Below are 23053 nucleotides of genomic sequence, written 5' to 3' on the forward strand. Positions count from 1 at the left end.
ATCTTACTCAAATACAAATAGTTCTTAATTTCGATCATGTTCATGTCCTTAAATAAAGTATATCCTCTAACCATAACCATTAATAAGGAAGTGATCAGAGATGGGTACAGTTCGTTATGGGATTATTGGTATTGGAAATATGGGAACCGCACATGCGCAAAGTCTGCTGAGTGAGATTAAGGGGGCTGAGCTTACAGCCGTATGTGATATAAGAGAAGAACGTTTGAAATGGGCTGAAGAGCAGTTACCTGAGAATGTTAGGAAGTATTCTACGCCGAAGGAATTATTCGAGTCACGTATCATGGATGCGGTATTAATCTGTACTCCGCATTATGATCATCCTACACTTGCAATCGAAGCTTTTCAGCATGGTTATCATGTACTAGTGGAGAAGCCTGCAGGTGTTTATACGAAAGCTGTTCAACAGATGAACGATGCTGCAGCACAGTCTGACCGCAAATTTGGAATCATGTACAATCAGCGTACTAATCCTTTGTATCAGAAGCTGAGAGATCTTATTCAGTCTGGTGAGTTAGGTGAGATCCGCCGGACGAATTGGATTATCACCGACTGGTATAGATCGCAGAACTACTATAATTCTGGTGGCTGGCGGGCGACATGGGCGGGTGAAGGTGGCGGGGTATTGCTTAATCAAGATCCTCATCAGCTAGATTTATGGCAATGGACGACAGGCATGATGCCGAAGCGGATAAGAGCATTTTGCCACTTTGGAAAATATCGCAACATCGAGGTTGAAGATGATGTAACCGCTTATGTGGAATACGAGAATGGCGCTACAGGTCTGTTTATTACTACAACTGGAGAGGCACCGGGAACTAATCGTTTTGAAATCAATGGCGATAATGGAAAAATCGTAGTGGAAGACGGGAAGATAACCTTTTGGCGTTTACGTACACCAGAGCCGCAGTTCAACGCAGAGTTTACGGGAGGTTTCGGTAGTCCGGAATGTTGGAAATGTGAGATACCTGTACAAGATGGCGGAGGGGAGCAGCATAAAGGAATTCTACGGAACTTTACGAATGCCATTTTGCATGATGAGGCATTACTTGCTCCCGGGGAGGAAGGGATTAAGGGGCTAACCCTTTCAAATGCCATGTATTTATCGGCTTGGACGGACAATTGGGTGGAGCTTCCGATAGATTCGGATTTATTCTACGATAAGCTGATGGAAAAAGTAAAAAACTCGACTTTCCAAAAGGAAACCTCAGAATCTAAAACATTGAATGTTAAAGGAACTCATTAAATCGAAAGAGAGAGGTTGAATCCTATGAAACGTTCGATGATTGCGGCTCAAATGTACACGTTACGTGATTATACTCAAACTGCGGAGGATTTAAGATCAACTTTTCAAAAGGTATCGGCAATGGGTTATGAGAGCATTCAGATTTCATCCATTGGACCGATTAATCCGATGCTCGTTAAAGAATATGCGGATGAAGCGGGGCTGGCTATATGTGCGACCCATGTGTCCTGGGATCGGTTAGTGAATGATCTGGATGCGCTTGCCGCAGAGCATAAGCTGTGGAATTGCAAATATATTGGACTTGGAAGTTTACCAGAAGAATTTCGTACGGGACTTGAAAGCTACCGGAACTTTGCGAAATTGATATCTGAAATTGCAATAATATTAAAAGAACAACACGGTCTGCAATTTGTTTATCATAATCATGATTTTGAATTTGAACGCTTTGAAGGTACTACTGGAATGGAAGTACTGCTCAATGAGACTGATCCATCAGTTGGTTTCATACTTGATTTATATTGGGTGCAGGCAGGTGGCGCGAGTCCGGAAGAATGGATACGTAAAGTTGAAGGCAGAATGCAGGTTGTACATTTAAAGGATATGGCGATAGTTGATAGAAAACAGGTTTTTGCTGAAATAGGCGAAGGAAACATGAACTATGCGGAGATCATTGCTACTTGTCGTGAGACGGGTGTTGAATGGTACGTAGTGGAGCAGGATGTTTGTAGACGTGATCCTTTTGAGAGCTTAGAGATGAGCCTGCGCTATCTCATTAGCTTATTATAGAATCGATAAGAAACCATTAGGAGGATTCTGATGAATAGAATAGATGGGATGACCTATGCACCCACATATGAAGCTAAACCTGTAGTGAAGCCAGGTGAATTCATCATCGCAGCTATTGCACTCGATCACGGTCATATTTACGGGATGTGTAATGGGCTGGTTGAGGCTGGTGCAGAGCTGAAATGGGTATATGATCCGGATGAAGAGAAAATTAGAGCATTCATAGCCAAATATCCTGGAGTTAGGGCTGCTGAGTCTATGGATGAAATATTGGAAGATCCAGAAGTTCGCTTAGTTGCAGCGGCAGCTATTCCTTCAGAACGAGGCCCCTTAGGAAATAAGGTTATGGCTCACGGGAAGGATTATTTTACGGATAAAACCCCTTTTACAACACTTGAACAACTGGATGATGCTAGAGCTATGGTCGCAGCAACCAATCAGAAGTATATGGTTTACTATAGTGAGCGTCTTCATGTTGAAAGCGCAATCTATGCGGGACAGCTGATCCGTCAGGGGGCTATTGGTCGTGTTCTTCAAGTCATTGGATTAGGGCCGCATCGTTTAAATGCATCTAGCCGTCCAGAATGGTTTTTTGAGCGGGAGAAATATGGCGGAATTCTATGCGATATTGGCAGCCACCAAATTGAACAATTTTTATATTATACAGATTGTCGGGATGCTTTAGTTGTTCACAGTAAGGTAGCTAATTATAATCATTCGTCTTACCCTGAATTAGAGGACTTCGGTGATGCGATGCTTGTTGGGGACAATGGGGCAACCCAATACTTCCGTGTAGATTGGTTTACGCCAGACGGACTCGGAACCTGGGGAGATGGACGTACAATGATCATGGGAACTGAAGGGTACATTGAACTGCGCAAATACAGCGATATCGGGCGTTCAAATACACCGGATCATGTGTACTGGGTGAACGGGGAAGGGGAGCATTACGAACATGTAGCTGGAAAGGTTGGATTTCCGTTCTTTGGTGAACTTATCCTCGATTGTCTGAACCGGACGGAGCTGTCCATGACTCAAGCACATGTCTTCAAAGCTGCTGAACTATGTTTGAAGGCTCAAGCCCAAGCGATGAATCTAACTCCTAATCAACTAAAATAGCGAATGGAATAATGAATGGAGGTGGTAAAGATGAACAAACTTGGAGTAGCGATTATTGGCTGCGGGGCGATATTTCCTCTCCATGCTAAAGCAATATCAGCAATAAAAGATGTAAATCTACTTCTAGTTGCAGATATTGATGCTGATAAAGCTACACGAGAGGGAATAGAATATGCCTGCGATGCCACTGATGATTATAGAGAAATATTAAATGATAATCGTATTGATGTTGTTCATCTCTGTACACCTCATCATCTTCATGCAGAAATGGCTGAAGAGCTATTACGTGCGGGGAAGCATGTGTTAACTGAAAAGCCAATCGCCGTTGACCTTCCTTCAGCCATGCGCATGCTGGAAGCAGCGCAAGAGAGCTCCGGCCAGCTTGGTGTGGTGTTCCAGAATCGTTATAATGATGCTTCCGTTTATATTAAGAAGACTATAGATTCTGGTGATTTAGGGAAACTGCTTTGTATGAAAGGTGTCGTAACCTGGCATCGAAACGAAAGTTACTACAAAGATAGCAATTGGAGAGGAAGGTGGTCCACGGAAGGCGGAGGTGTTCTAATTAATCAGACCATTCATACCTTGGATTTACTACAGTGGTATGGGGGTGAGATTAAATCCGTGAAAGGCAGTATTACCACGGATGTGTTTGATGGCGTCATTGAAGTAGAAGATACTGCCCATGCTTGTATCGACTTTGCCAATAATGTTCGCGGGCTGTTTTATGGCACGAATACCTATCTTGAGAACTCTCCGGTGGAGTTGGAGCTAGTTTTTGAAGAGGGGACGCTTAACCTCCGTCGAGAGCACTTATATCTTTGGAAAGATGGGAAGGAAACCTTGGTTTGTGAGCCTATGTTCAGTCCTGCGGAAGGCAAATCGTATTGGGGGACTGGGCATAAGAGACTAATTGAGGACTTCTATGACCATATTTTCAGTGGATCAAAGTTTTGGCTGGATGGTCCTGAGGGGATAAAGGCGCTGGAACTGGTGAAGCGTATTTATAGCTCATCGCAGAGGAACAAATAAGTCATAAATATAGCGAAGGCTGTTCCATATGTAGATTTATCTACGAATGAGGCAGCTTTTTCGTGTTTAGGGACTTCCCGCATTTGGTTAAACACTAAGAAGACTACGACTTGCAGAGGAAGATGGATTTGATTAATTCTCCTTAGTGGAATAATCTAAAGTAAGTATAGGTTATTAACAGCAAGATATCTGGAGGGTGCATACAATATGGAGAAAATACTACTGAACATTAGAACGAACACCAAGCTAATTTCCATTGTGCAGACCATTGTTTTTATCTTTGTCATATTATACGTACTGATGTTTCTTTCTGGTGGATTATTCACCACCTTTTTTATTATGCTCATAGCTTGTTTTGTTAGTGTAATTGCTGCTTTACTCATGCTAATTCGAAAAAGCTTCTTATGGGCAATTGTTGATCTTGCTGCTGCGGGCGGTATGTTCATTTATTTTATTTATAATGATTAACTGTTATTAATCCTTGCAAGAAGCGGGTTTATGGCTGTAGCATAAGTTCCTTAACCTGGAGGACTTATTTCTCTCTTTTTTGCAAGCTTTTAAATAATTTATTTTTTTCATATAATAGTAGATATTAAATTTATAAATAATTGTAATACACTCGGATAAGGGTATAATTGAGACAGAAAAGGTGTGACGCCTAAGAAGGAGCGCCCACATCCTTTCTGCAAAATTCAGGGGATAAGGATGGTAATAATGGGCAAAAGTGCAACTGAAACAGACGTCATTTTAATTGGTGCTGGAATCATGAGTGCGACTTTAGGAACACTTTTAAAAGAATTAGTGCCGGATTGGAAGATTAAAGTGTTTGAAAAGCTCGAAAATGCAGGTGAGGAAAGCTCTAATGAATGGAATAATGCAGGAACTGGACATGCGGCGCTCTGCGAGCTTAACTACACTGTCGAAAAATCCGACGGAACTGTAGATATAAGTAAAGCCATCCAAATTAATGAACAGTTTCAACTTTCAATGCAATTTTGGTCTTATTTGGTAAATCGTAAGTTGATACATAATCCTCAGGATTTTATCATGCCCTTGCCCCATATGAGTTTGGTACTAGGGGAGAAGAATGTAGCTTTTTTGAAGAGAAGATTTGAAGCGCTATCAAAAAATCCTTTGTTCCAAGGAATGGAATTTTCCGATGACTCTAGCAAATTAATGGAATGGATACCGCTTATTATACAAAATCGTCCATCGAATGAACCTATAGCAGCAACAAAAATCGACTCAGGCACAGATGTTAACTTTGGCGCTTTAACGCGTATGTTATTTGATCACTTAAAGAGTAAGAATGTAGATCTCCATTATAAACATAGTGTAGATGGAATCAAACGTACTAGCGATGGGTCGTGGGACTTGAGAGTGAAGAACGACAGCGGTACTATTGAACACCATACTGCAAAATTTGTCTTTGTTGGTGGCGGGGGAGGAAGCTTGCATATCCTGCAAAAATCCGGTATTCCTGAAGGGAAACATATTGGAGGATTCCCGGTAAGTGGAATATTTATGGTGTGTAATAAACCAGAAGTTATAGCCCAGCATCATGCAAAAGTATACGGTAAAGCTAAGGTTGGAGCGCCTCCAATGTCTGTTCCGCATCTGGACACTAGATTTATTGACAACAAAAAATCGTTGTTATTTGGACCGTTTGCTGGCTTCTCACCAAAATTTTTAAAAACCGGTTCAATGTTTGATTTGATCACTTCCGTAAAACCCGATAATCTCCTAACGATGCTGTCGGCAGGTGCAAAGAACATGTCTTTGACCAAATACCTGATCGAGCAAGTGTTGTTATCGAAAGAAAAACGCATGGAGGAATTACGAGAGTTTATCCCGAATGCCAAAATAGAGGATTGGGATCTAGTTGTAGCAGGCCAACGCGTACAGGTAATCAAAGATACAGAGGATGGCAAAGGTATCCTTCAATTCGGTACAGAGGTAATTAGCGCCGCAGATGGTTCGATTGCAGCATTGCTTGGGGCTTCCCCAGGTGCTTCTACGGCTGTTCACGTGATGCTTGAAGTACTTAATAAATGTTTCCCTCAGCATATAAAAGAGTGGGAACCGAAAATTAAAGAAATGATTCCTTCTTATGGCCTGTCACTACTGGAAAATCCAGAGCTTTTGCATGAAGTGCACACATTAACGGCAACTACATTGGGTCTAGGTGGAAAAGAGCGAGTGCATAGTTAAGCAATGATCAATCGCTCGAAAGTATGATAATTGACAGAGATTTTCTTCAAGAAAGCCTATGGATTTCATTCATAGGTTTTTTGTTGAGTCCTGAAAGAACTGTTGGAGAATAACGAATACTATATCATCTTTGCGAACTTCAAGGCTTTTCTACGAGAGAAGGATGTAATTGATGTTCAGACCTATGAGGAGTTCTTAAATAGTGATTGCCAGCTTGTACTTTTAGTCGTCGACAGTGAATATGCTACAGTTTATTGCAAAGACCAGGGGATGCTTGAAGCACTGTGTCATAACGCAATTTCAAATGGATATGAAGATGTTCAGTACATTACGAATGAGAATGACTTCAGAACAAGATTATCAGTATGGTAGAAGGAAACCGTAAGGTTGATTTGACGAACAAATCATTCATTTGTTACAATGACCCCATCAATTAGGAAAAGGATGAGGACGATGGTTCGTCGTTTGAAACGGTTTAAGAATGTCGCTACTGTATCAAGCTTCTAAGTATAAATGCTATAAATTACTTAGAAGCGAGGGAAAAGAATGAAACAACAGTTGTTTAACCACTGGTCAGAAACGAAGTATTTAAAGGATATTGTCACCAACCCAATGATTGAGGTAGGGGATTACTCGTACTACTCTGGGTATTACGATAATCATCATTTTGAAGACGGGTGCGTCAGATATCTTTGGGGAGACGAAACGTCAAGAAAGTTATTTAACCCGATCGAAGATTTTGGGTGGCATTTAGATAAATTGATTATAGGAAATTATGTTTGTATTGCAAGTGGTGTAATTATTTTAATGGGTGGTAATCACAATCATCATCCGGAATGGATTACCGTGTATCCTTTTGCGGACCAGATTGAAACCTCTTACGAACCCAAAGGGGATACGATCATAGAAAGTGATGCTTGGATTGGGATGAATGCAATGATTATGCCAGGTGTGAAAATAGGGGAAGGTGCTATTGTTGCGGCAGGTTCGGTTGTTGTAAAAGACGTTCCACCATATACAATAGTAGGTGGCAATCCTGCTAAAGAGATTAGAAAAAGATTTACAGATCGTGAAATCGAAAAGTTAAAGGAAATGCGTTGGTTTGATTGGAAACGTGAGAAAATTGAACAAGCTACGTCTATCTTTTCAAGTTCATCGATTGATCAATTATATGAGTTTTATCTAAGGGAAATAATTTCATAACACAATCAGAACAGGCTGCCGCAATTATTCGGCAGCCTGTTCTTTTACCAGTTAAGGCAGTTTAACAATAATTGTTCTTTACCAGATTAATCCTAATTAGTATGATAATATGAATGGGCTCATCTAATCTCTTGGGAGGAAAGTGTGCTAGATATATGAAATATATTGAATTTGGTCTAGGTAATACATGGTTTATTAGAACCGAAACGGAGTTAGAGGATGGAAGTGAATTTGAAGAAAAAGGAATTGTGAAACCGGTAAGGTTCCATTCTCTATATATCAGGATTTGGATTAGTAAAACTGTAGTAATCCTAGACTTAAAGCAAGGTTTTAAAAAAAGTAAGAAAAGTTATAACGCGTTTAAGATTATTTTTGGTATAACAAGTCTCTAGAATGGAGGAGCATACATATAACGACAAGATGGAGGAAACTAACTATGGATAAAATATTAAATGAAATAGCCAATTTGATAAGCAGTAAGGAAAAAAGAGTTACTATTGGGATTTCGGGTCATGGTGCATCTGGAAAGACAACATTTGCCCATAATCTTTTAAAGCTTCTGGGTCATGAGAAAGTGAATTATATGAATACTGATCCCTATATTATCGGCTCTCATCTTAGAAAGTACACTGTAATCGATTATGATTATAACAATGAACGTCATCGTAATAAAATGACAGCTTGTCATCCTTCTGCTCATAATATATCTGCTCTAGAGAGAGACATCCGAATGATGCGAGATGGTTTAGATTTTTATACAATAGACACCAATTATTTAAAGAGTGCAATGATAGCTTCACAAAACAGAGTGAATATTGTAGAGGGCATGAGCGTTGCTTTTGCAGACCCGAATTTGTTTGATCTGAAGGTGTACTTATATACGGATGGAGACACTGAATTGATGAGAAGGAGTATACGTGATGTCTCTGAAAGAGGAACAGACATCAAATATTTAAGAAAATCTCATGAAGACCGTAGAATTCAATATGAGTTATTTATGCATCCTTTTCATCGAAACTTTGATATCATTATAAAAAATTCCAATGAAGGTTATATTCTTGAAAATGAATTCAGGAGGGAATTATGAATCTTGCAAATAAAGTAACAATCGCCAGAATATTCTTAATCCCCATCTTTATAGTGCTTTTCTCAAAATATCCTGATTGGCCAGAGGGGATTTATTATGCAGCTATTGTTTTTTTACTCGCTTCAGCCACTGACAAACTAGATGGTTATATTGCTAGGAAGTATAATCAGGTTACGAACCTTGGAAAGTTACTTGATCCATTAGCGGATAAGTTGCTCATTTCTGCTGCGTTGATTCTACTGGTAAGTCAGCAGATGTTATACGCATGGGTTGCTTTAGTTATTGTAGCGAGGGAAGTGATCATTACAGGGATTAGACTTGTTGCTGTCACTCAAAAAATAGTGTTGCAAGCTGATCGATACGGAAAAGTTAAAATGGTATCGCAAGTTGTAGCAATTACTGCAGTTATGTTTACAAACCATCCATTCACCCTTTTTACGAATATACCTATCGATCAAATCCTAATCTATATTTCACTAGTCATAACTATCTATTCAGGATTTAACTACATAAGAAATAACTATCGTTTTTTAAAATTAGAAGCATGAGCTCGATAAAAAGGTTGCTGAATAACAATTAGATTAAGGCGAATTCTCACTCCATTTCGAGTAAGAATTCGCCTTTATTTTATGTATATCCTCGTGCTTTTTACTTAATAACGTCAATATATTTATGAGATTTACTGCAAATAAACCCATAACCCTTGTATGTGTATGCCAAGTCTAAGCTCAAATCCGAACTATTGACACAAAAGTGTATTACACGTATAGTACATAAATAAGATGTATGAACCACTTAGTACACACACTTAGTATATGGAGTTGGTTGTATGACAGAAGAACAAAAATCAGGTGTCAGCTTTAATATTCGAGAACCGGTATATATTCAAGTTGTCCGTTACTTTAAAGAACAGATTGCTACAGGGCAAATCGGAGCAGGAGACAAGATTCCTTCACGGCGTGAGCTGGCATCAGTAATGAAGATTAATGCGAACACGGCACAGAAGGCATATAAGGAAATGGAGGAACAGGGTTTGATCGTAACAGAAGGAAATTCCCCAAGTCGAATTACACAGGATCAGCAAATACTAAGCTCGATTCGTGCTGAATTAATCGAAAGTGCAGTGGATATATTCATCGGTTCCATTCGGAATATTCAAATTCCAGTTGAAGAACTGGTAGACATCATAAAGACAAAATATACATCGGAGCGATCTCCAGAGGGTGGTGACACAAGATGATCCAAGTGAATCAGATGGTGAAGAATTACGGATTCAAGAAGGTACTAAATGGCGTTAGCTTCACTGCTGCCAAGGGAGAGATCACCTGCCTGATCGGAATCAATGGTGCCGGAAAGTCAACGGTGCTGAAGTCCATCATGGGACTGACACCATACAAAGGTGAAGTCTTAATCGATAATGCATCACTAACACCTGCGATGTATGAGAAAATGACTTTTATTCCAGATTCGTTAACGATGCCCTCCAATATGCGAATTGCTGATTGCTTCAGCTTTATGGCTGACTTTTATCGGAATTGGAACGCTGAACGTGCAGAGGAATTGCTTAAGTTCTTCCAGTTGAGCTCTAAAGATCGCGTGTCTTCATTGTCGAAGGGGATGGCTGCAAAGTTAAATTTGTTGCTCGGACTTGCCTTGGATTGTGATTACATCCTAATGGACGAACCGTTCTCGGGGATTGATATGTTCAGCCGCGAGCAAATTACTGATGTGTTCACGAGTGAATTGATCGAGGATCGTGGTGTGATTATTACAACTCATGAAATTAACGATATTGAGCATTTAATTGATAAAGCGGTCTTGCTACAGCATGGGAAGGTAGAACGTGAATTCTACTGTGAAGAAGTACGTGAGCAGGAAGGTAAGTCCATTACGGACGTAATGAGAGAGGTGTATAAGAAATGAGAGCTTTTGTGAAGCTATTGAATTTTGAAATGAACCGATTTGCCAAAATATATTTTGGACTCATCGTGCTGACAGTCGCCTTGCAACTTGTAGCAGTCACCCTCGGTGCTAATCATTGGCTGGATTCTGCGAATGAGGCAATGAGAGTGAATCAATGGACCCTTGAGCAATATCACAATGTGACTGGATATATTCAGCTAAACAGTATGATGTATGCTCGCTATAATGGACTTCTATATTTCGGACCCATATTTTTGAGCATCACAGTGTTGCTAATATATAGCTGCTTCATCTGGTACCGTGACTGGAGAGGCAAAAATACGGTAGTATATCGCCTGCTCACGTTGCCATCCAATCGGGCGAATTTGTATTTTGCCAAGCTGGTTACGATCTTGCTATTCGCATTTGGACTTGTCGCCCTGCAAATTATCCTTGTTCCACTGGAGCGTTTGATAGCACAGTCGATTCTTCCTGCTGAATTATATCGGAACATCTCGGTATTTGATTTTTTGAAGTATCCTACTGTGCTTAAAGCTCTGGTTCCGCCCTACTTTTCTGAGTTTGTACTATACTATGGACTGGGCATTATTGGCTTGATCGTTTTGTTCACAGTGATTCTTATCGAGCGGAGCTACAGACTGAAAGGGATTGGCTTTATCGTACTATATTTAGCGGTTCTGGCTGGACTAGCCTTAATACCATTTCTTATGGGTTATAACAGTTACGATAGCTACTTCTATCCAGGTGAAATCATAGGCGTTTGTCTCGGATTAATAGTGATCATTGTTGGAGGTTCACTTTGGTACAGCTTGTATCTATTGCGTAAGAAAATATCGGTATAATTGAAGGGGATGGAAGTTAAGGAATGAGAAAATATATGGTTACCGCCGTTCTTGTAGTGTTCGCTGTCGTTACAATCGGGACGTATTATGTACAAGCTTCACAAGAGACACCACCTAATTATAAGCTGACGACGGTTCAAGGGGATGCTACCCTCGTTGAAGGTATAGCTGTATACGGAAACTACATGATTAAGGATAGTACTTTTGGCATCAAACGAGCTTATATCACGACAAATGGTACAGATTATCCAGATGAAAAGTCGGCGATTAGCCAAAGCTTAAATCGAAGACCAATGAAAACGCAATTGGATCAGTGGATTGAAGAGCATCGTCAGTTCATGCGCGGTAAGACAAACACATCTGGTTTCTATGAGAATGAGGAAATGCTTGCTTATGTTAAGGCGACAGTAGATACGAAGCGATCAAATGATTCATCAGCGAAGAAATATGCAAAGCTTAGTATTTCTGTACTCAACAAGCAGAAGAACAATACGCTTGAAATCACGTCCGATATCAATGTGGATCATGATATTTCAGATATGTATGTACAAAATGTACAGCTTATTGATCAGCAGCTTGTTGCTATGGTGTTTATGAATCACAGTGCCAAAGGTTATGTATCTGAACCGCAGATCCTCCGTGTCAATCTAACCACAAAAGAGATTAAGAATGAGCCGCTCGCGTTACCAGGCGGTAAATCTGTAGCGGCAGACGGGGATACTCAATATGCATGGCTAGCCAATCAAAATCTGGAGCACACTGAGCAATGGATTTTAAGGATTAGTAGAGATAATCATAGAAAGGCATATCAAGTGGATGTTAAGACAGGACAAATCTCTCCACTCACATTCCAAGGGCATGAAATGTTATTGAATAATATTATGTACGCCTATGGACAGAAAATTTATTTCCTGCAAAAAGCTGTATCGAGTAAGGAAAATATAGGATTCACTGTTATTTCTTACGATCTCGTGAGTAAAGAATATGAGACTACTCTGAAGAATACAAATATAGATTTAAGTGAAAACATTACCTATGCTTTTAAACAAGACCATCTCTATATTATGGGGTATAAGAATTTCAAAGGTAATCGTCTATATGTATTCAATTTGATAAGCGGTAACCTTGAGTACGAAGGAAAAGTAATATCAACAGAGGCCGCCAAGCAGGCTGAAGATGAAGCTAACATGGATTTGAATTTTATCGATCTCGGTCAGTTCTAGAATTATTTTTAGAATAGAAAATTAGATATAAAGAGACATAAAGAGATATAAAAAGGTGACAAAGGCCGGGCTAATGACTTTTAATAGTCGATTAGCTCGGCCTTTTTAGTCGTGAAATATAAAACAGTCATTAAACACTATTTTTCGATTAAAATATATTGTAAAACGATAAACTATATGTTAGATTCAATTTTGAAAATAACTTTGTGAGGTGTGTTTTATGAAACTTGGATCAACGCTTTTTTTAAGGATAGCTGTTGTTCTTATTGGACTTCCAGTTCTTGCCTTGTGTATAATTTTTGTGCCTGCGATTTCGAATTATGCAGCAGAATTATACCCTGATCAAACCTATATTAAATATCTCTTGTACATTGATTTGTATGCATCGGCGATACCTTTTTACTTTGCATTGTATCAAGCGATCAAACTGTTAGGGTATATTGACAACAACAACGCTTTCTCAGAATTATCTGTAAAGGTATTAAAAAATATCAGGAACTGTGCAATTGCAATCAGTGGAATTTATGTAGTGGGATTGCCCCTTTTCTATCTCGTCGCGGAGAGAGATGATGCCCCAGGGTTCATTGTCATTGGGGTGGTTGTGATTTTTGCTTCCATGGTGATTGCAGTGTTTGCTGCGGTGCTCCAAAAGCTTTTGAAGGAAGCTATTGATATAAAATCAGAATATGACTTAACGGTCTGAGGAGAAAACAATGGCGATTATTATTAATATTGACGTGATGCTGGCTAAAAGAAAAATGAGCGTGACCGAGCTTTCGGAGCGGGTTGGAATAACAATGGCTAATCTGTCTATATTGAAAAATGGAAAGGCGAAAGCGGTTCGATTATCAACATTAGAGGCGATCTGCAAAGCTTTAGATTGTCAGCCTGGAGATATTTTAGAATACAAAAGTGACGAGGAGACTTAAGAAATAAATGAATAGTAGAGGCAGGGCTCTTTTCTCAATCTTGATGAGGAGGGGGCCTTTTTGATGTGCAATAATTGGAGGTGTGAAATAATAGGGGGTTATATTAATGATAAAAAATAATTGTAATACAATCAATATATATTGAATAACGATAAATTATGTGATAAATTGAATCCAGATTATTAACTTTGTGAGGTGCAGTTTATGAAACGTGAAACACTCTTTTTAAAGATAGTTGTAATTCTTATTGGAATTCCGGTTCTTGCTTTGTGTATTTTTTGGTTACCTACGATACCTAACAAGGCAGCTGGAGATTATCCGGTGTATTTGGTTTATCCCGTTCTTATAGGGGTGTATGTAACAGTGATAGCCTATTTCGTAGCTTTATATCAGGCGTTAAGACTTCTAAGCTATATTGACAAGAACAAAGCGTTCTCAGAACTATCCATTAAGGCTTTAAAAAATATAATTTACTGTGCAATCATCATCAGTATCTTATATGCGGCAGGTATGCCACTTATTTACGAAATGGCACAGGAAGCCGATGCACCAGGTCTAATCGTACTTGGACTTGTCATGACTTGTGCTCCAATTGTGATTGCGGTCTTTGCAGCTGTTCTTCAAAAGCTCTTGAAAAATGCCATAGAAATTAAATCAGAAAATGACTTAACAGTCTGAGGTGAAAATAATGGCGATTATAGTGAATATTGACGTGATGTTAGCTAAAAGAAAAATGAGCGTTACAGAGCTTACAGAAAGGGTTGGAATAACAATGGCCAATCTTTCTATATTGAAAAATGGAAAAGCAAAAGCGATTCGACTATCAACATTTGATGCGATTTGTAAAGCTTTAGAATGTCAGCCTGGAGATATTTTAGAATACCTAATGGACGAAGATGCTTAAATCGTAATGAGTAATCGACTCCGCAGATTGAAAAGAACAGCATTGCCTGGAAAGGAGAGAGCATCATTGAAATCAACAACGCAGCTTCTGCATTTTGGCTATCATCAGGCGATGAGTTGCATATTTCCTATTGCGATCTTTGGGACTTTAGCTCTCTCTAACGTAATAGATCTGCCTTACATTTACCGATATGATGCCATTCTTATTATATTGCTTACCGTTCAATACCTTATGTACCGTACTGGATTAGAGACGCTAGATGAAATTAAAGTCATTTGTGTATTTCACATTATTGGTTTGCTGCTGGAAATTTATAAGATAAGAATGGGGTCATGGTCATACCCTGAACCCGGGCTAACCAAGGTGTTTGGAGTGCCACTGTATAGCGGGTTTATGTACGCGAGCGTCGCGAGCTATATGTGTCAAATTTGGCGTAGACTGAAAATGGATATGACGGGCTGGCCGGGACTTGCTGCTGCTGGATCGCTCGGAGCAGCTATCTATCTGAACTTTTTCACGCATCACTTCATTCCTGATTTTCGCTGGTGGCTAAAGGGGCTTGTACTCATTGTTTTTTGGAAAACTTGGATCATTTATCGGGTACGAAACACTACTTATCGGATGCCCTTGACACTGGCTTTTTTCTTAGTAGGTTTTTTTATCTGGTTAGCTGAGAATATCGCTACATTCTTTAATGCTTGGAAATATCCTGATCAGAATCAGGTATGGCATGTGGTTAGTGTCAGTAAGATCAGTTCATGGTTCCTTCTGGTCATTATTAGTGTCATTATAGTTGCTCAGCTTAAACATGTTAAAGCTAACCGTAACGCGAAAGAGTAGAGTATTGTCTTCAAAGGAAATAGTAGTACATGGAGTAAGAACAAATTAGTGATGAGGGGGAGATGAGATGGAATATACAGATTTAAAAGAATTGCAGGATGTGTTTTTCTTTGGTCTAATAGAGCCAGAGGTAAATCAACTAAGGTTATCTTTTTGTAAAAGCAAAGCTAGTGATATAGCTGAGCCTCTTATGGATGGTGAGAAAAGCTCTCCCATAATACAAGTTGATTTTCACTCCTATATTGCATATTCGATTAGAAATGAATTCTTTACTTCTTGGGATGATTACGAGGAATTTGACGGAAGAACATTTAGGATTTATAAAAAATCAAGGTATCTTGATTTTATTTCTAATGGAATATTTGCATCAAAGGATTTTCCAAAACCATATAAGCACTATGGGATCTGTTGTATTGACCATGTCGTTGATATTATTTCAACATCGGAACCAGTTGTAAGGGAAATTATATAGATCTGAATTTCTTTCCAGAGGATAGAAGAAAGCAGCTGATTGCACATGCTTGTCTTTTTTAACGATTAGAGTTATTATGGATTTTCAAAGTCGTTAATGGAGGTGCTGAATGAAATATTCCCAAGCGACAGACTATGCGCTTCATGCAATGCTTTATCTGGTGACGGCGGCGTCCGATAAGCCTGTAGGTGTTCAATTACTTGCTGAGAAGCTGGGTGTTTCGCAAACCTATCTGTCCAAAATGATGACCAAGCTAGTCAAGGCTGGATTGATTCAATCTGCACCCGGAGCAAACGGTGGGTATCGTCTCAGACGGAAGTCCGAAGAGATCTCTTTTCTGGATATTATCCATGCGATCGAAGGGACTGCATCTTTGTTCGAATGTAGCCTGGATCACGGTAGCGAGTGCCTGATTCAACAGGTTGTGATTGACGCTGAAAGACAGATGGAGCAGTACTTGGAAAACAAGAAAATTGCAGATTTGGCGAAAACAATGAAGACGGAGTAAAGATCCGTTCTTTTTTGAATATAATTAAAGATAATATAAGTCCGTAATGACTTTAATATAAAGGAGAATGAAATATGACGGAATTCTGGGAATCAAGCTTTATAGAAAAACAAACGATGTGGGGATTTGAACCTACAGACTCTGCGATCGCCACTAAGGACTTTTTCCTTGAGAGGAATGTTAAAGACATATTGGTACCAGGGATTGGATATGGCAGGAATGCAAAGGTTTTTATAGAGAGTGGCATAAATGTAACGGGTATTGAGATTTCTCAAACAGCAATTGATTTGGCGAGGCAAAATGGAATTGATATTAGCATTTTTCATGGTTCAGTGAATGACATGCCGTATGATAATAACCTCTATGAAGGAATATTTTGCCATGGTCTTATTCATCTGTTGAATAAAAGTGAAAGAGAAAAGTTCATTAAGGATTGCTACAACCAGTTAAAGCCAGGTGGTTATATGATTTTTACAACAGTTTCGAAAAATGCTCCTATGTTTGGAAAAGGTACTCTATTGGATAAAAATTACTATGAGACAGATTATGGCGTGAAAATATTTTTTTATGATGCTGAATCCATTACACAAGAGTTTGAAACCTATGGACTAGTTGAGTTCTCTGAAATTGACGAGCCGCACAAGGACATGATCAATAAACCGTCGATAAACTTTTTAATGGTAAAATGTAAGAAAGAACTATAGAAAAATTTCGACATATCGAAGATAATATATTTCAAAAGAAGGCAGGTGTTATGTTGATGAGCAATATTATTGATTATTACTCAAGCTTTGACGAGTGGGGCAGGCTGGATAGAGAACCTTTAGAGTTCATTATTAATCTCCATTATATCAAGAAATATATGCCATCAGCTGGGAAGGTGCTGGATAATGGCGCAGGACCCGGTAAATACGCGATGGAACTGGCTAAGCTCGGATATACAGTAACCCTTTCAGATATCACACCTAAATTAGTTGAAGTAGCAACGGAAAAGGCAGCTGAACTAGAATTAACTAAGCAATTTGACGGGTTTCTTAACTTAAATGCTATTGATTTAGAAGGAATACCTAATGAGAATTATGATGTTTCATTGATGCTCGGTCCTTTGTATCATTTGCAGAAGGAAGAGGAACGAATTTTAGCAGTAAAAGAGTTGCACCGCGTGACCAAGCAAGATGGCTTAGTATTCGTGGCTTTTCAAAGTCGAATGAGAATGACCATTAATTCGTTACAATCTCCGCAGCAGTGGAAACCGAACGATAATATGAACACCATCAATGAATTCTATGAGAGCGGAATCTTTAATCATAGTGACAAGGGCCGATTTACAGGTGCATATTATTTTAACATTGATGAGATTCAGCCTTTCATGGAAAGGAAAGGATTTGAGTCGATAGATTTAATTGGTTCATCAAGTATTGCAGCCATGTTATCTGCAGAGCAGCAACAGTATTGGACTCACCAAGAGGGGGAAGAGAGCTTGATTAACTTTCTCATATCTAAAGCAAATGATCCCTCAATCTTGGGCATCTCATCCCATTTGTTATACATCGGTAAAAGAAAATAAAAAAGAGCGCCAGTTTCTTAACTGGCGTCTTAATTTTATAAATGACAGACTACTTTACAAATGTAGTGTGTAGCGGTTCGCTTTACTCAACCCGCGGATCATTTCGATTTCCTCCGAAGACAGTGGGGCTGACTTAGCAGCCGTTACATTATTCTTCAACTGCTCCATACTACTCGCTCCAGGGATAATAACCGCTACGGACGGATTAGCTAGAGGATAATGAAGTGCAGTTTGTGCTAAGGGGCGAGAGTGGCTCGTTTCCTGGATAAGCTGATCATGCAACTTCAGAAGCTCCTCACTGCTGTAATCTAAGTACTTCTTCTCTGCCTTACTGCGGCCGTTCTCCGAAAGGATGCCACCCGCCAAAGGACCCCGGGCAATAAGACTGATCCCATGCTCGGCCAGCAGAGGGAGGATTTCCTCCTCAGGACGTCGATCTAAAATGCTGTATTGGCTCATTACACTGACAATATTTGATTTTTTTACATATTCTCTAATGACATTAGGTCGAATAGAAGAGATCCCATAATATCGGATTAGACCCTCTTGCTTAAGTTCTTCAAAGGCTTCAATAGTTTCATCTATCGGATCATCGATCGTTCCGCCATGCAGCTGATACAGATCGATATAATCCGTTTGGAGGCGTCTTAGGCTGTCTTTGACTGCGGATTTAATATAGGATTTTGATGGATCCCAGCTCCAGCCTTCTTGACCTGGAATTCTGCGGTTACCCACTTTTGTGCTCAATATTACCTCACCGCGGCGGTGGCGAATCGCCTTACCAATGATCTCTTCATTACGACCCTCATCATACAGATCGGCTGTATCTAAAAAGTTAATGCCTTGATCGAGCGCTTCTTGGACGATGGAAATGGCTTTAGCCTCATCCGTACCTAAGGACATGCAGCCGAGTCCTACTTCACTTACATATAAATCGGACTGACCCAAACGATTTTTATTCATAGGTTGTTCCTTTCTAATTCCGTTGTTTGTTATATTATAACGCCTTAAAGCATCGAATTCGAATGTAAATGAATGATTTCCTTTGACATTATAACCTAGAAGCATTATCGTCATAGCATATGTTATTTACTAGATGATGATGGATAGGGAGAGACTTGAACATATGGAACAAGCAATGTTTGCAGGTGGTTGCTTTTGGTGCATGGTTACACCGTTCGAGGAGTTACCAGGTATCCAAGGGATTGTATCGGGATATGCTGGAGGATTAACTGAGAACCCAACTTACGAAGAAGTCAAAACAGGAACAACAGGACATTACGAGGTGGTACAAATTACGTTTGATCCGGCGCTTTTTTCATACGAGAAGCTGCTTGAATTATATTGGCCTCAGATTGATCCCACGGATGATGGTGGACAATTTCAGGATAGAGGAACACAATACCGGACAGCCATCTTTTACTATAACGAAGAACAACGTTTAGCAGCCCTTGCCTCGAAGGAGCAGGTTGCTGTGAGTGGCAGATTCTCAGGACCCGTTGTGACGGAAATCCTTCCAGCGCCAACCTTTTATCGAGCGGAAGAATATCATCAGGACTATCATCACAAGAATCCCAAGCATTATAAAGAGGATCGTGAGCAATCCGGACGGGATTCCTTTATCGCTAAACACTGGTAATTGCAGAAACGGAATTCCTAAAGTAAAAGAGCATCCTAAGTCGTTTATGGCTTACAGGTGCTCTTTTTACATCATATACAAATTTTATATATTTTAAATTCTACATACTTTCTACACATTTATAGACTAAACTACTCTAAATTAAGCGAGGAATTTAAAATGGAGGGTTTAGGATGAAAAAAATCATACCCATAGTTGCTGTAACATTGCTTCTAAGTTCAGTGTTAGCTGGCTGCCAATCGGGCAATAATGCCCCATCTGGATCAGATAAGCAAGCTTCTATATCTTCAGTGGATCAACCATGGATCGCAACAAAAAACACAACTCGTATAAACACTTCTGACCCTACTGAGGCAGCAGTTATCGTTTCACAAACCCTTTGGACTGCACAGACGAAGAACAACAGACCTTCAAGTGTAGTATTGACGGATGTAAGCAATTGGCAGATTGCCGCGGTTAGTGCGGATTTGATCCATCATCCGAATAATGGCCCTATTCTTTTTACAACTAAAGAGGGTGTCCCTGAGGCAACGTTAGCTGAGCTTAAGCGATTGAATCCTTTAGGCGCAGAAGGTAATAATGGTGTACAAGTAGTGCTCGTCGGACCCATGGCTTCCAATGTCGAAGAACAATTAAAGACACTGGATCTGAAAGTAGACCGAATTGAAGGGGATGAGCCGGCAGCTGTAGCACAAGCCATTGATACTTATTATGCAAAAGCTTCCGGTGAACTTCCAAAGGCAGTCATTGTAGGTTCTATGGATAGTCCTGAGTACACACTGCCTGCGGTGAATTGGATCGCCCATATGCCAGAGCCGCTTCTCTATGTAACAAAAGATGAAATTCCAGACCCTACGGTTAATGCTTTGAAAGAGCGTGGAGGTTCGGCTACGATTTATATCTTAGGACCTGAAAAAGTTGTATCTACAGCAGTAGAAAAGCAATTACAGGAATTCGGCACAGTAACCCGTATAGCTGGAAAAGACATTTATGAGAATGCCATTGCTTTTGCTACTTTTAAGGACGCCAGCAACGGTTTCGGCTGGGGCATAACGACACCTGGACATAACTTGTCTTTGTTGACTATCGATTCAACGATGCTGGCGATCGCCGCTGCACCTTTTTCGCATTTAGGGAAACATGCACCGCTTATCTTTACGGAAAAAGACGGGTTGCCAGATTCCGTGATGGAATATATGATGACCCTTCAACCTAAATTTCAAGATTCACCAGCAGAAGGCCCCTATAATCATGCTTGGTTAACTGGGGACATCAACGCAATAAAAGAAAGTGCCCAAGGCGAAATCGATGATATGCTGGAAATCTCACCGGCGGCAGGAGGCAATCCACATTCCGGTCACTAGGCTACGAAGAGGGTGAACAACTTGAATAAGCTTCAGGTACTGATCGTTGACGATGAATGGAACATGCGGAATTTAATTCGGATTTATTTAACAAGAGAAGGAATAACGACTAGAGAAGCGTCAACGGGGCATGAGGCACTCACTTTGCTGAAACAACAGAACTTTGATCTAATCCTGCTGGATGTGATGATGCCAGATATGGATGGCTGGCAGGTCTGTAAAGCCGTTAGAGAGGTAAGCTCTGTCCCCGTTCTAATGCTAACAGCTCGCTCGGAAACTAAGGACAAGGTTCGTGGTCTCGGAATAGGAGCGGATGATTATCTCACCAAACCGTTCGAGCCAGAGGAACTAGTAGCAAGAATTTATTCTTTGGTACGGCGTTCAATGCTTACATCGACCCAACAACCTCTGAAAAAGGTTCTGAGCTACCCTGAGCTAGCGATTTACCCGGATGCTCGTGAGGTACATATTCTGGATACAGCAGTTGAGTTTACACTCAAGGAATTTGATCTGCTAACGGCCTTGGCGCAAAATGCGCACCGTGTCTTTACGAGAGAAGAACTAGTAGAGCGTTTATGGGGCAATGATTATGAGGGTGAAAATCGTGTCATCGACACACATATTAAGAATATTCGCGAGAAATTACATAAGGCGGGTCTGTCTTATAATCCTGTTCAAACGGTATGGGGGTTAGGCTATAAATTTGAGATCCCAGGTAATCATCTATGAAGAATAATATGATCGGACTGAAGCTCGGGTCAGTTATTATGTCTGTTTTTTTAGTTGTTTTGCTTATTCTTGGGATAACGATAGACCGAATGTTTACCAGTTTTTATTACAACGAGATGCAAAAAGAAACTGAGGAGCTAACCTCGCATTTTATCGGAATGGCTGAATCACCAGATAGTTCAAACGAGCAGATGATGAGTACTTTTGCAGAGTTTTCGGACGTGAGTATATTTAATATTTCAAAAGACGGTAGTGTCATTCTCCATTCGGGTGTTCATGACCGCGCAGATCGTTCATTCATAAATGCTTCGGATATTAGTCGGATATTTGCAGGGAAAAGTGTGAATTTTGAGTATACAGATCCTACTGGACACAGATATTTCATCACTGGAAAACCAATTTCAAAGGGTCAAACCATCCAGTCTGCACTATATGTAATGTCCTCTACAGAGAACATGAAGCAATCCTTGGCTTCTATCCGTAATCTACTGTTGCTCGCAGGAATTGGGGCCTTTATATTGGCACTAGGGATTACGGGAATAATTAGTTTGTTGTTATCCAGGCCGCTGATCAAGATGCAGAAGGCGACTAGAAAAATTGCTGCCGGTGAATTGGAAACGAGACTTTCCATACGGAGTAACGATGAAATCGGTTTTTTGGCAGGAGCTATTAACGACCTTGCTATAGATCTGCAAAGATACAGGGACACGCGTCAGGAATTTTTAGCCAACATCTCTCATGAACTGCGGACACCCATCACCTATTTGAAAGGGTATACCAAAGTTGTAAAGGATGGACTTTATGAGACCGAAGGGGAACGAGATCTGTATTTAGATATTATCCATGAGGAAGCGCATCGGCTTGAGCATCTGGTAGAAGATTTATTTGAACTGGCAAAGATGGAAGAAGGCAAGATCTCACTTACGCTGGACTGGATAGATGTTAAGCACATGGCAGAACAAGCGGTACGCAGAGTGGACTTGAAAGCCAAAGAAAAGGGACTTCAGCTGAAGATTATGTATCATGGAGTTTCGTATAGGGTTCGTGGAGATGAAAAGCGTATGGAACAGATTATGATGAATCTTCTGGAGAATGCGATCCGTTATACGGATGAAGGTGAGATTACTGTCCATGTAGATGAGGATGTCGACGTGGATTCCATTGTATTTATTGTAGAGGATACCGGAATAGGTATTCCTGTGGAAGAACTACCCTATGTCTTTGAACGATTCTACAGAGTTGAGAAATCACGATCCAGGCAATATGGTGGTACAGGTCTTGGACTTTCAATTGTTAAAAAGCTTGTAGAATTACACGGCGGTAAGATTCGAATTACAAGTCAGCCTGGAGTTGGAACCCGATGCGAGGTAGAACTGCCTAGATTAACAAAATCCGAAAAGTAAGAGCCAAA

Annotated in this window: 29 protein-coding genes; 28 read left to right on the plus strand and 1 reads right to left on the minus strand. The window is 40.1% G+C overall.

From position 1 onward, the window contains the following. The first annotated feature begins 100 nt into the window (after positions 1-100). The 24 genes from H70737_RS13305 to H70737_RS13420 all read left to right on the plus strand — a co-directional run bounded on the left by H70737_RS13305 (position 101) and on the right by H70737_RS13420 (position 17910). Positions 101-1264, plus strand: a complete 1164-nt coding sequence (locus H70737_RS13305; RefSeq protein ID WP_042187902.1) for a Gfo/Idh/MocA family protein — start codon at positions 101-103, stop codon at positions 1262-1264. 24 nt (positions 1265-1288) lie between these two features. Further along, positions 1289-2050 (plus strand): sugar phosphate isomerase/epimerase family protein, encoded by a 762-nt coding sequence (locus H70737_RS13310; RefSeq protein ID WP_042187904.1) that lies wholly within the window; start codon positions 1289-1291, stop codon positions 2048-2050. Between the two features lie 30 nt (positions 2051-2080). Beyond that, a complete protein-coding gene (locus tag H70737_RS13315; protein WP_042187906.1) occupies positions 2081-3169 on the plus strand; it encodes a Gfo/Idh/MocA family protein in 1089 nt (362 codons plus the stop codon). 30 nt (positions 3170-3199) lie between these two features. Further along, a complete protein-coding gene (locus tag H70737_RS13320; RefSeq protein ID WP_042187909.1) occupies positions 3200-4201 on the plus strand; it encodes a Gfo/Idh/MocA family protein in 1002 nt (333 codons plus the stop codon). A 207-nt stretch (positions 4202-4408) separates the two neighbouring features. Then, positions 4409-4669 (plus strand): hypothetical protein, encoded by a 261-nt coding sequence (locus H70737_RS13325; RefSeq protein ID WP_042187911.1) that lies wholly within the window; start codon positions 4409-4411, stop codon positions 4667-4669. A 246-nt stretch (positions 4670-4915) separates the two neighbouring features. Then, the gene (locus H70737_RS13330; RefSeq protein WP_042187913.1) at positions 4916-6412 is read left to right on the plus strand and encodes a malate:quinone oxidoreductase; all 1497 of its coding nucleotides are present in this window, start codon (positions 4916-4918) and stop codon (positions 6410-6412) included. Positions 6413-6514: 102 nt separating this feature from the next. Beyond that, positions 6515-6784, plus strand: coding sequence for a DUF2691 family protein (locus H70737_RS13335; RefSeq protein WP_052404275.1), 270 nt, complete (start codon positions 6515-6517; stop codon positions 6782-6784). A gap of 174 nt (positions 6785-6958) precedes the next feature. Continuing rightward, on the plus strand, positions 6959-7615 hold the full coding sequence (locus H70737_RS13340; RefSeq protein WP_042187915.1) for a CatB-related O-acetyltransferase: 657 nt from the start codon (positions 6959-6961) through the stop codon (positions 7613-7615). A gap of 155 nt (positions 7616-7770) precedes the next feature. Continuing rightward, complete coding sequence (locus tag H70737_RS13345; protein ID WP_042187917.1) at positions 7771-8007, plus strand: DUF3977 family protein; 237 nt, start codon at positions 7771-7773, stop codon at positions 8005-8007. 44 nt (positions 8008-8051) lie between these two features. Next, positions 8052-8702 carry a uridine kinase family protein gene (locus tag H70737_RS13350; protein WP_042187919.1) on the plus strand — a complete coding sequence of 217 codons (651 nt, stop codon included), beginning with the start codon at positions 8052-8054 and terminating at the stop codon, positions 8700-8702. Beyond that, entirely contained in the window at positions 8699-9250 is a 552-nt protein-coding gene (gene pgsA / locus H70737_RS13355) for a CDP-diacylglycerol--glycerol-3-phosphate 3-phosphatidyltransferase (RefSeq protein WP_042187921.1), read from the plus strand. The genes H70737_RS13350 and pgsA overlap by 4 nt, the downstream gene beginning before the upstream one ends. Before the next feature lie 281 nt (positions 9251-9531). Next, positions 9532-9942 (plus strand): GntR family transcriptional regulator, encoded by a 411-nt coding sequence (locus tag H70737_RS13360; protein ID WP_042187923.1) that lies wholly within the window; start codon positions 9532-9534, stop codon positions 9940-9942. Beyond that, positions 9939-10625, plus strand: coding sequence for an ATP-binding cassette domain-containing protein (locus tag H70737_RS13365; RefSeq protein WP_042187925.1), 687 nt, complete (start codon positions 9939-9941; stop codon positions 10623-10625). The genes H70737_RS13360 and H70737_RS13365 overlap by 4 nt, the downstream gene beginning before the upstream one ends. Then, positions 10622-11467, plus strand: a complete 846-nt coding sequence (locus tag H70737_RS13370) for a hypothetical protein (RefSeq protein ID WP_042187927.1) — start codon at positions 10622-10624, stop codon at positions 11465-11467. The genes H70737_RS13365 and H70737_RS13370 overlap by 4 nt, the downstream gene beginning before the upstream one ends. A gap of 23 nt (positions 11468-11490) precedes the next feature. After that, entirely contained in the window at positions 11491-12690 is a 1200-nt protein-coding gene (locus tag H70737_RS13375) for a hypothetical protein (protein ID WP_042187929.1), read from the plus strand. A 220-nt stretch (positions 12691-12910) separates the two neighbouring features. Further along, complete coding sequence (locus tag H70737_RS13380) at positions 12911-13393, plus strand: DUF2975 domain-containing protein (protein ID WP_042187931.1); 483 nt, start codon at positions 12911-12913, stop codon at positions 13391-13393. Positions 13394-13403: 10 nt separating this feature from the next. Continuing rightward, the gene (locus tag H70737_RS13385; RefSeq protein ID WP_042127458.1) at positions 13404-13619 is read left to right on the plus strand and encodes a helix-turn-helix domain-containing protein; all 216 of its coding nucleotides are present in this window, start codon (positions 13404-13406) and stop codon (positions 13617-13619) included. 204 nt (positions 13620-13823) lie between these two features. Then, the gene (locus tag H70737_RS13390) at positions 13824-14297 is read left to right on the plus strand and encodes a DUF2975 domain-containing protein (RefSeq protein WP_042187933.1); all 474 of its coding nucleotides are present in this window, start codon (positions 13824-13826) and stop codon (positions 14295-14297) included. A 10-nt stretch (positions 14298-14307) separates the two neighbouring features. After that, positions 14308-14523 carry a helix-turn-helix domain-containing protein gene (locus H70737_RS13395; protein WP_042187934.1) on the plus strand — a complete coding sequence of 72 codons (216 nt, stop codon included), beginning with the start codon at positions 14308-14310 and terminating at the stop codon, positions 14521-14523. Positions 14524-14589: 66 nt separating this feature from the next. Continuing rightward, complete coding sequence (locus H70737_RS13400) at positions 14590-15363, plus strand: DUF817 domain-containing protein (RefSeq protein WP_262495498.1); 774 nt, start codon at positions 14590-14592, stop codon at positions 15361-15363. Between the two features lie 67 nt (positions 15364-15430). Beyond that, on the plus strand, positions 15431-15835 hold the full coding sequence (locus H70737_RS13405) for a hypothetical protein (protein ID WP_042187936.1): 405 nt from the start codon (positions 15431-15433) through the stop codon (positions 15833-15835). A gap of 109 nt (positions 15836-15944) precedes the next feature. Further along, on the plus strand, positions 15945-16343 hold the full coding sequence (locus tag H70737_RS13410; RefSeq protein WP_042127470.1) for an RrF2 family transcriptional regulator: 399 nt from the start codon (positions 15945-15947) through the stop codon (positions 16341-16343). 74 nt (positions 16344-16417) lie between these two features. Then, positions 16418-17047 carry a class I SAM-dependent methyltransferase gene (locus tag H70737_RS13415; RefSeq protein ID WP_042187938.1) on the plus strand — a complete coding sequence of 210 codons (630 nt, stop codon included), beginning with the start codon at positions 16418-16420 and terminating at the stop codon, positions 17045-17047. A gap of 56 nt (positions 17048-17103) precedes the next feature. Then, positions 17104-17910 (plus strand): class I SAM-dependent methyltransferase, encoded by an 807-nt coding sequence (locus H70737_RS13420; protein WP_042193848.1) that lies wholly within the window; start codon positions 17104-17106, stop codon positions 17908-17910. A gap of 54 nt (positions 17911-17964) precedes the next feature. On the opposite strand, the gene H70737_RS13425 is transcribed toward H70737_RS13420, so the two are convergent. After that, entirely contained in the window at positions 17965-18873 is a 909-nt protein-coding gene (locus tag H70737_RS13425) for an aldo/keto reductase (protein ID WP_042187940.1), read from the minus strand. Between the two features lie 163 nt (positions 18874-19036). Between H70737_RS13425 and msrA the strand changes: the two genes are divergently transcribed. The 4 genes from msrA (at position 19037) to H70737_RS13445 (ending at position 23045) form a co-directional block, all read left to right on the plus strand. After that, the gene (gene msrA / locus H70737_RS13430; RefSeq protein WP_042187942.1) at positions 19037-19549 is read left to right on the plus strand and encodes a peptide-methionine (S)-S-oxide reductase MsrA; all 513 of its coding nucleotides are present in this window, start codon (positions 19037-19039) and stop codon (positions 19547-19549) included. Positions 19550-19722: 173 nt separating this feature from the next. After that, positions 19723-20913 (plus strand): ArsR family transcriptional regulator, encoded by a 1191-nt coding sequence (locus tag H70737_RS13435; protein WP_042187944.1) that lies wholly within the window; start codon positions 19723-19725, stop codon positions 20911-20913. A gap of 21 nt (positions 20914-20934) precedes the next feature. After that, positions 20935-21642 (plus strand): response regulator transcription factor, encoded by a 708-nt coding sequence (locus tag H70737_RS13440; protein ID WP_179086671.1) that lies wholly within the window; start codon positions 20935-20937, stop codon positions 21640-21642. Next, on the plus strand, positions 21639-23045 hold the full coding sequence (locus H70737_RS13445; protein WP_042187946.1) for a sensor histidine kinase: 1407 nt from the start codon (positions 21639-21641) through the stop codon (positions 23043-23045). The genes H70737_RS13440 and H70737_RS13445 overlap by 4 nt, the downstream gene beginning before the upstream one ends. Positions 23046-23053 lie beyond the last annotated feature (8 nt).

Source organism: Paenibacillus sp. FSL H7-0737 (assembly GCF_000758545.1).
Classification (GTDB): Bacteria; Bacillota; Bacilli; order Paenibacillales; family Paenibacillaceae; genus Paenibacillus_AQ.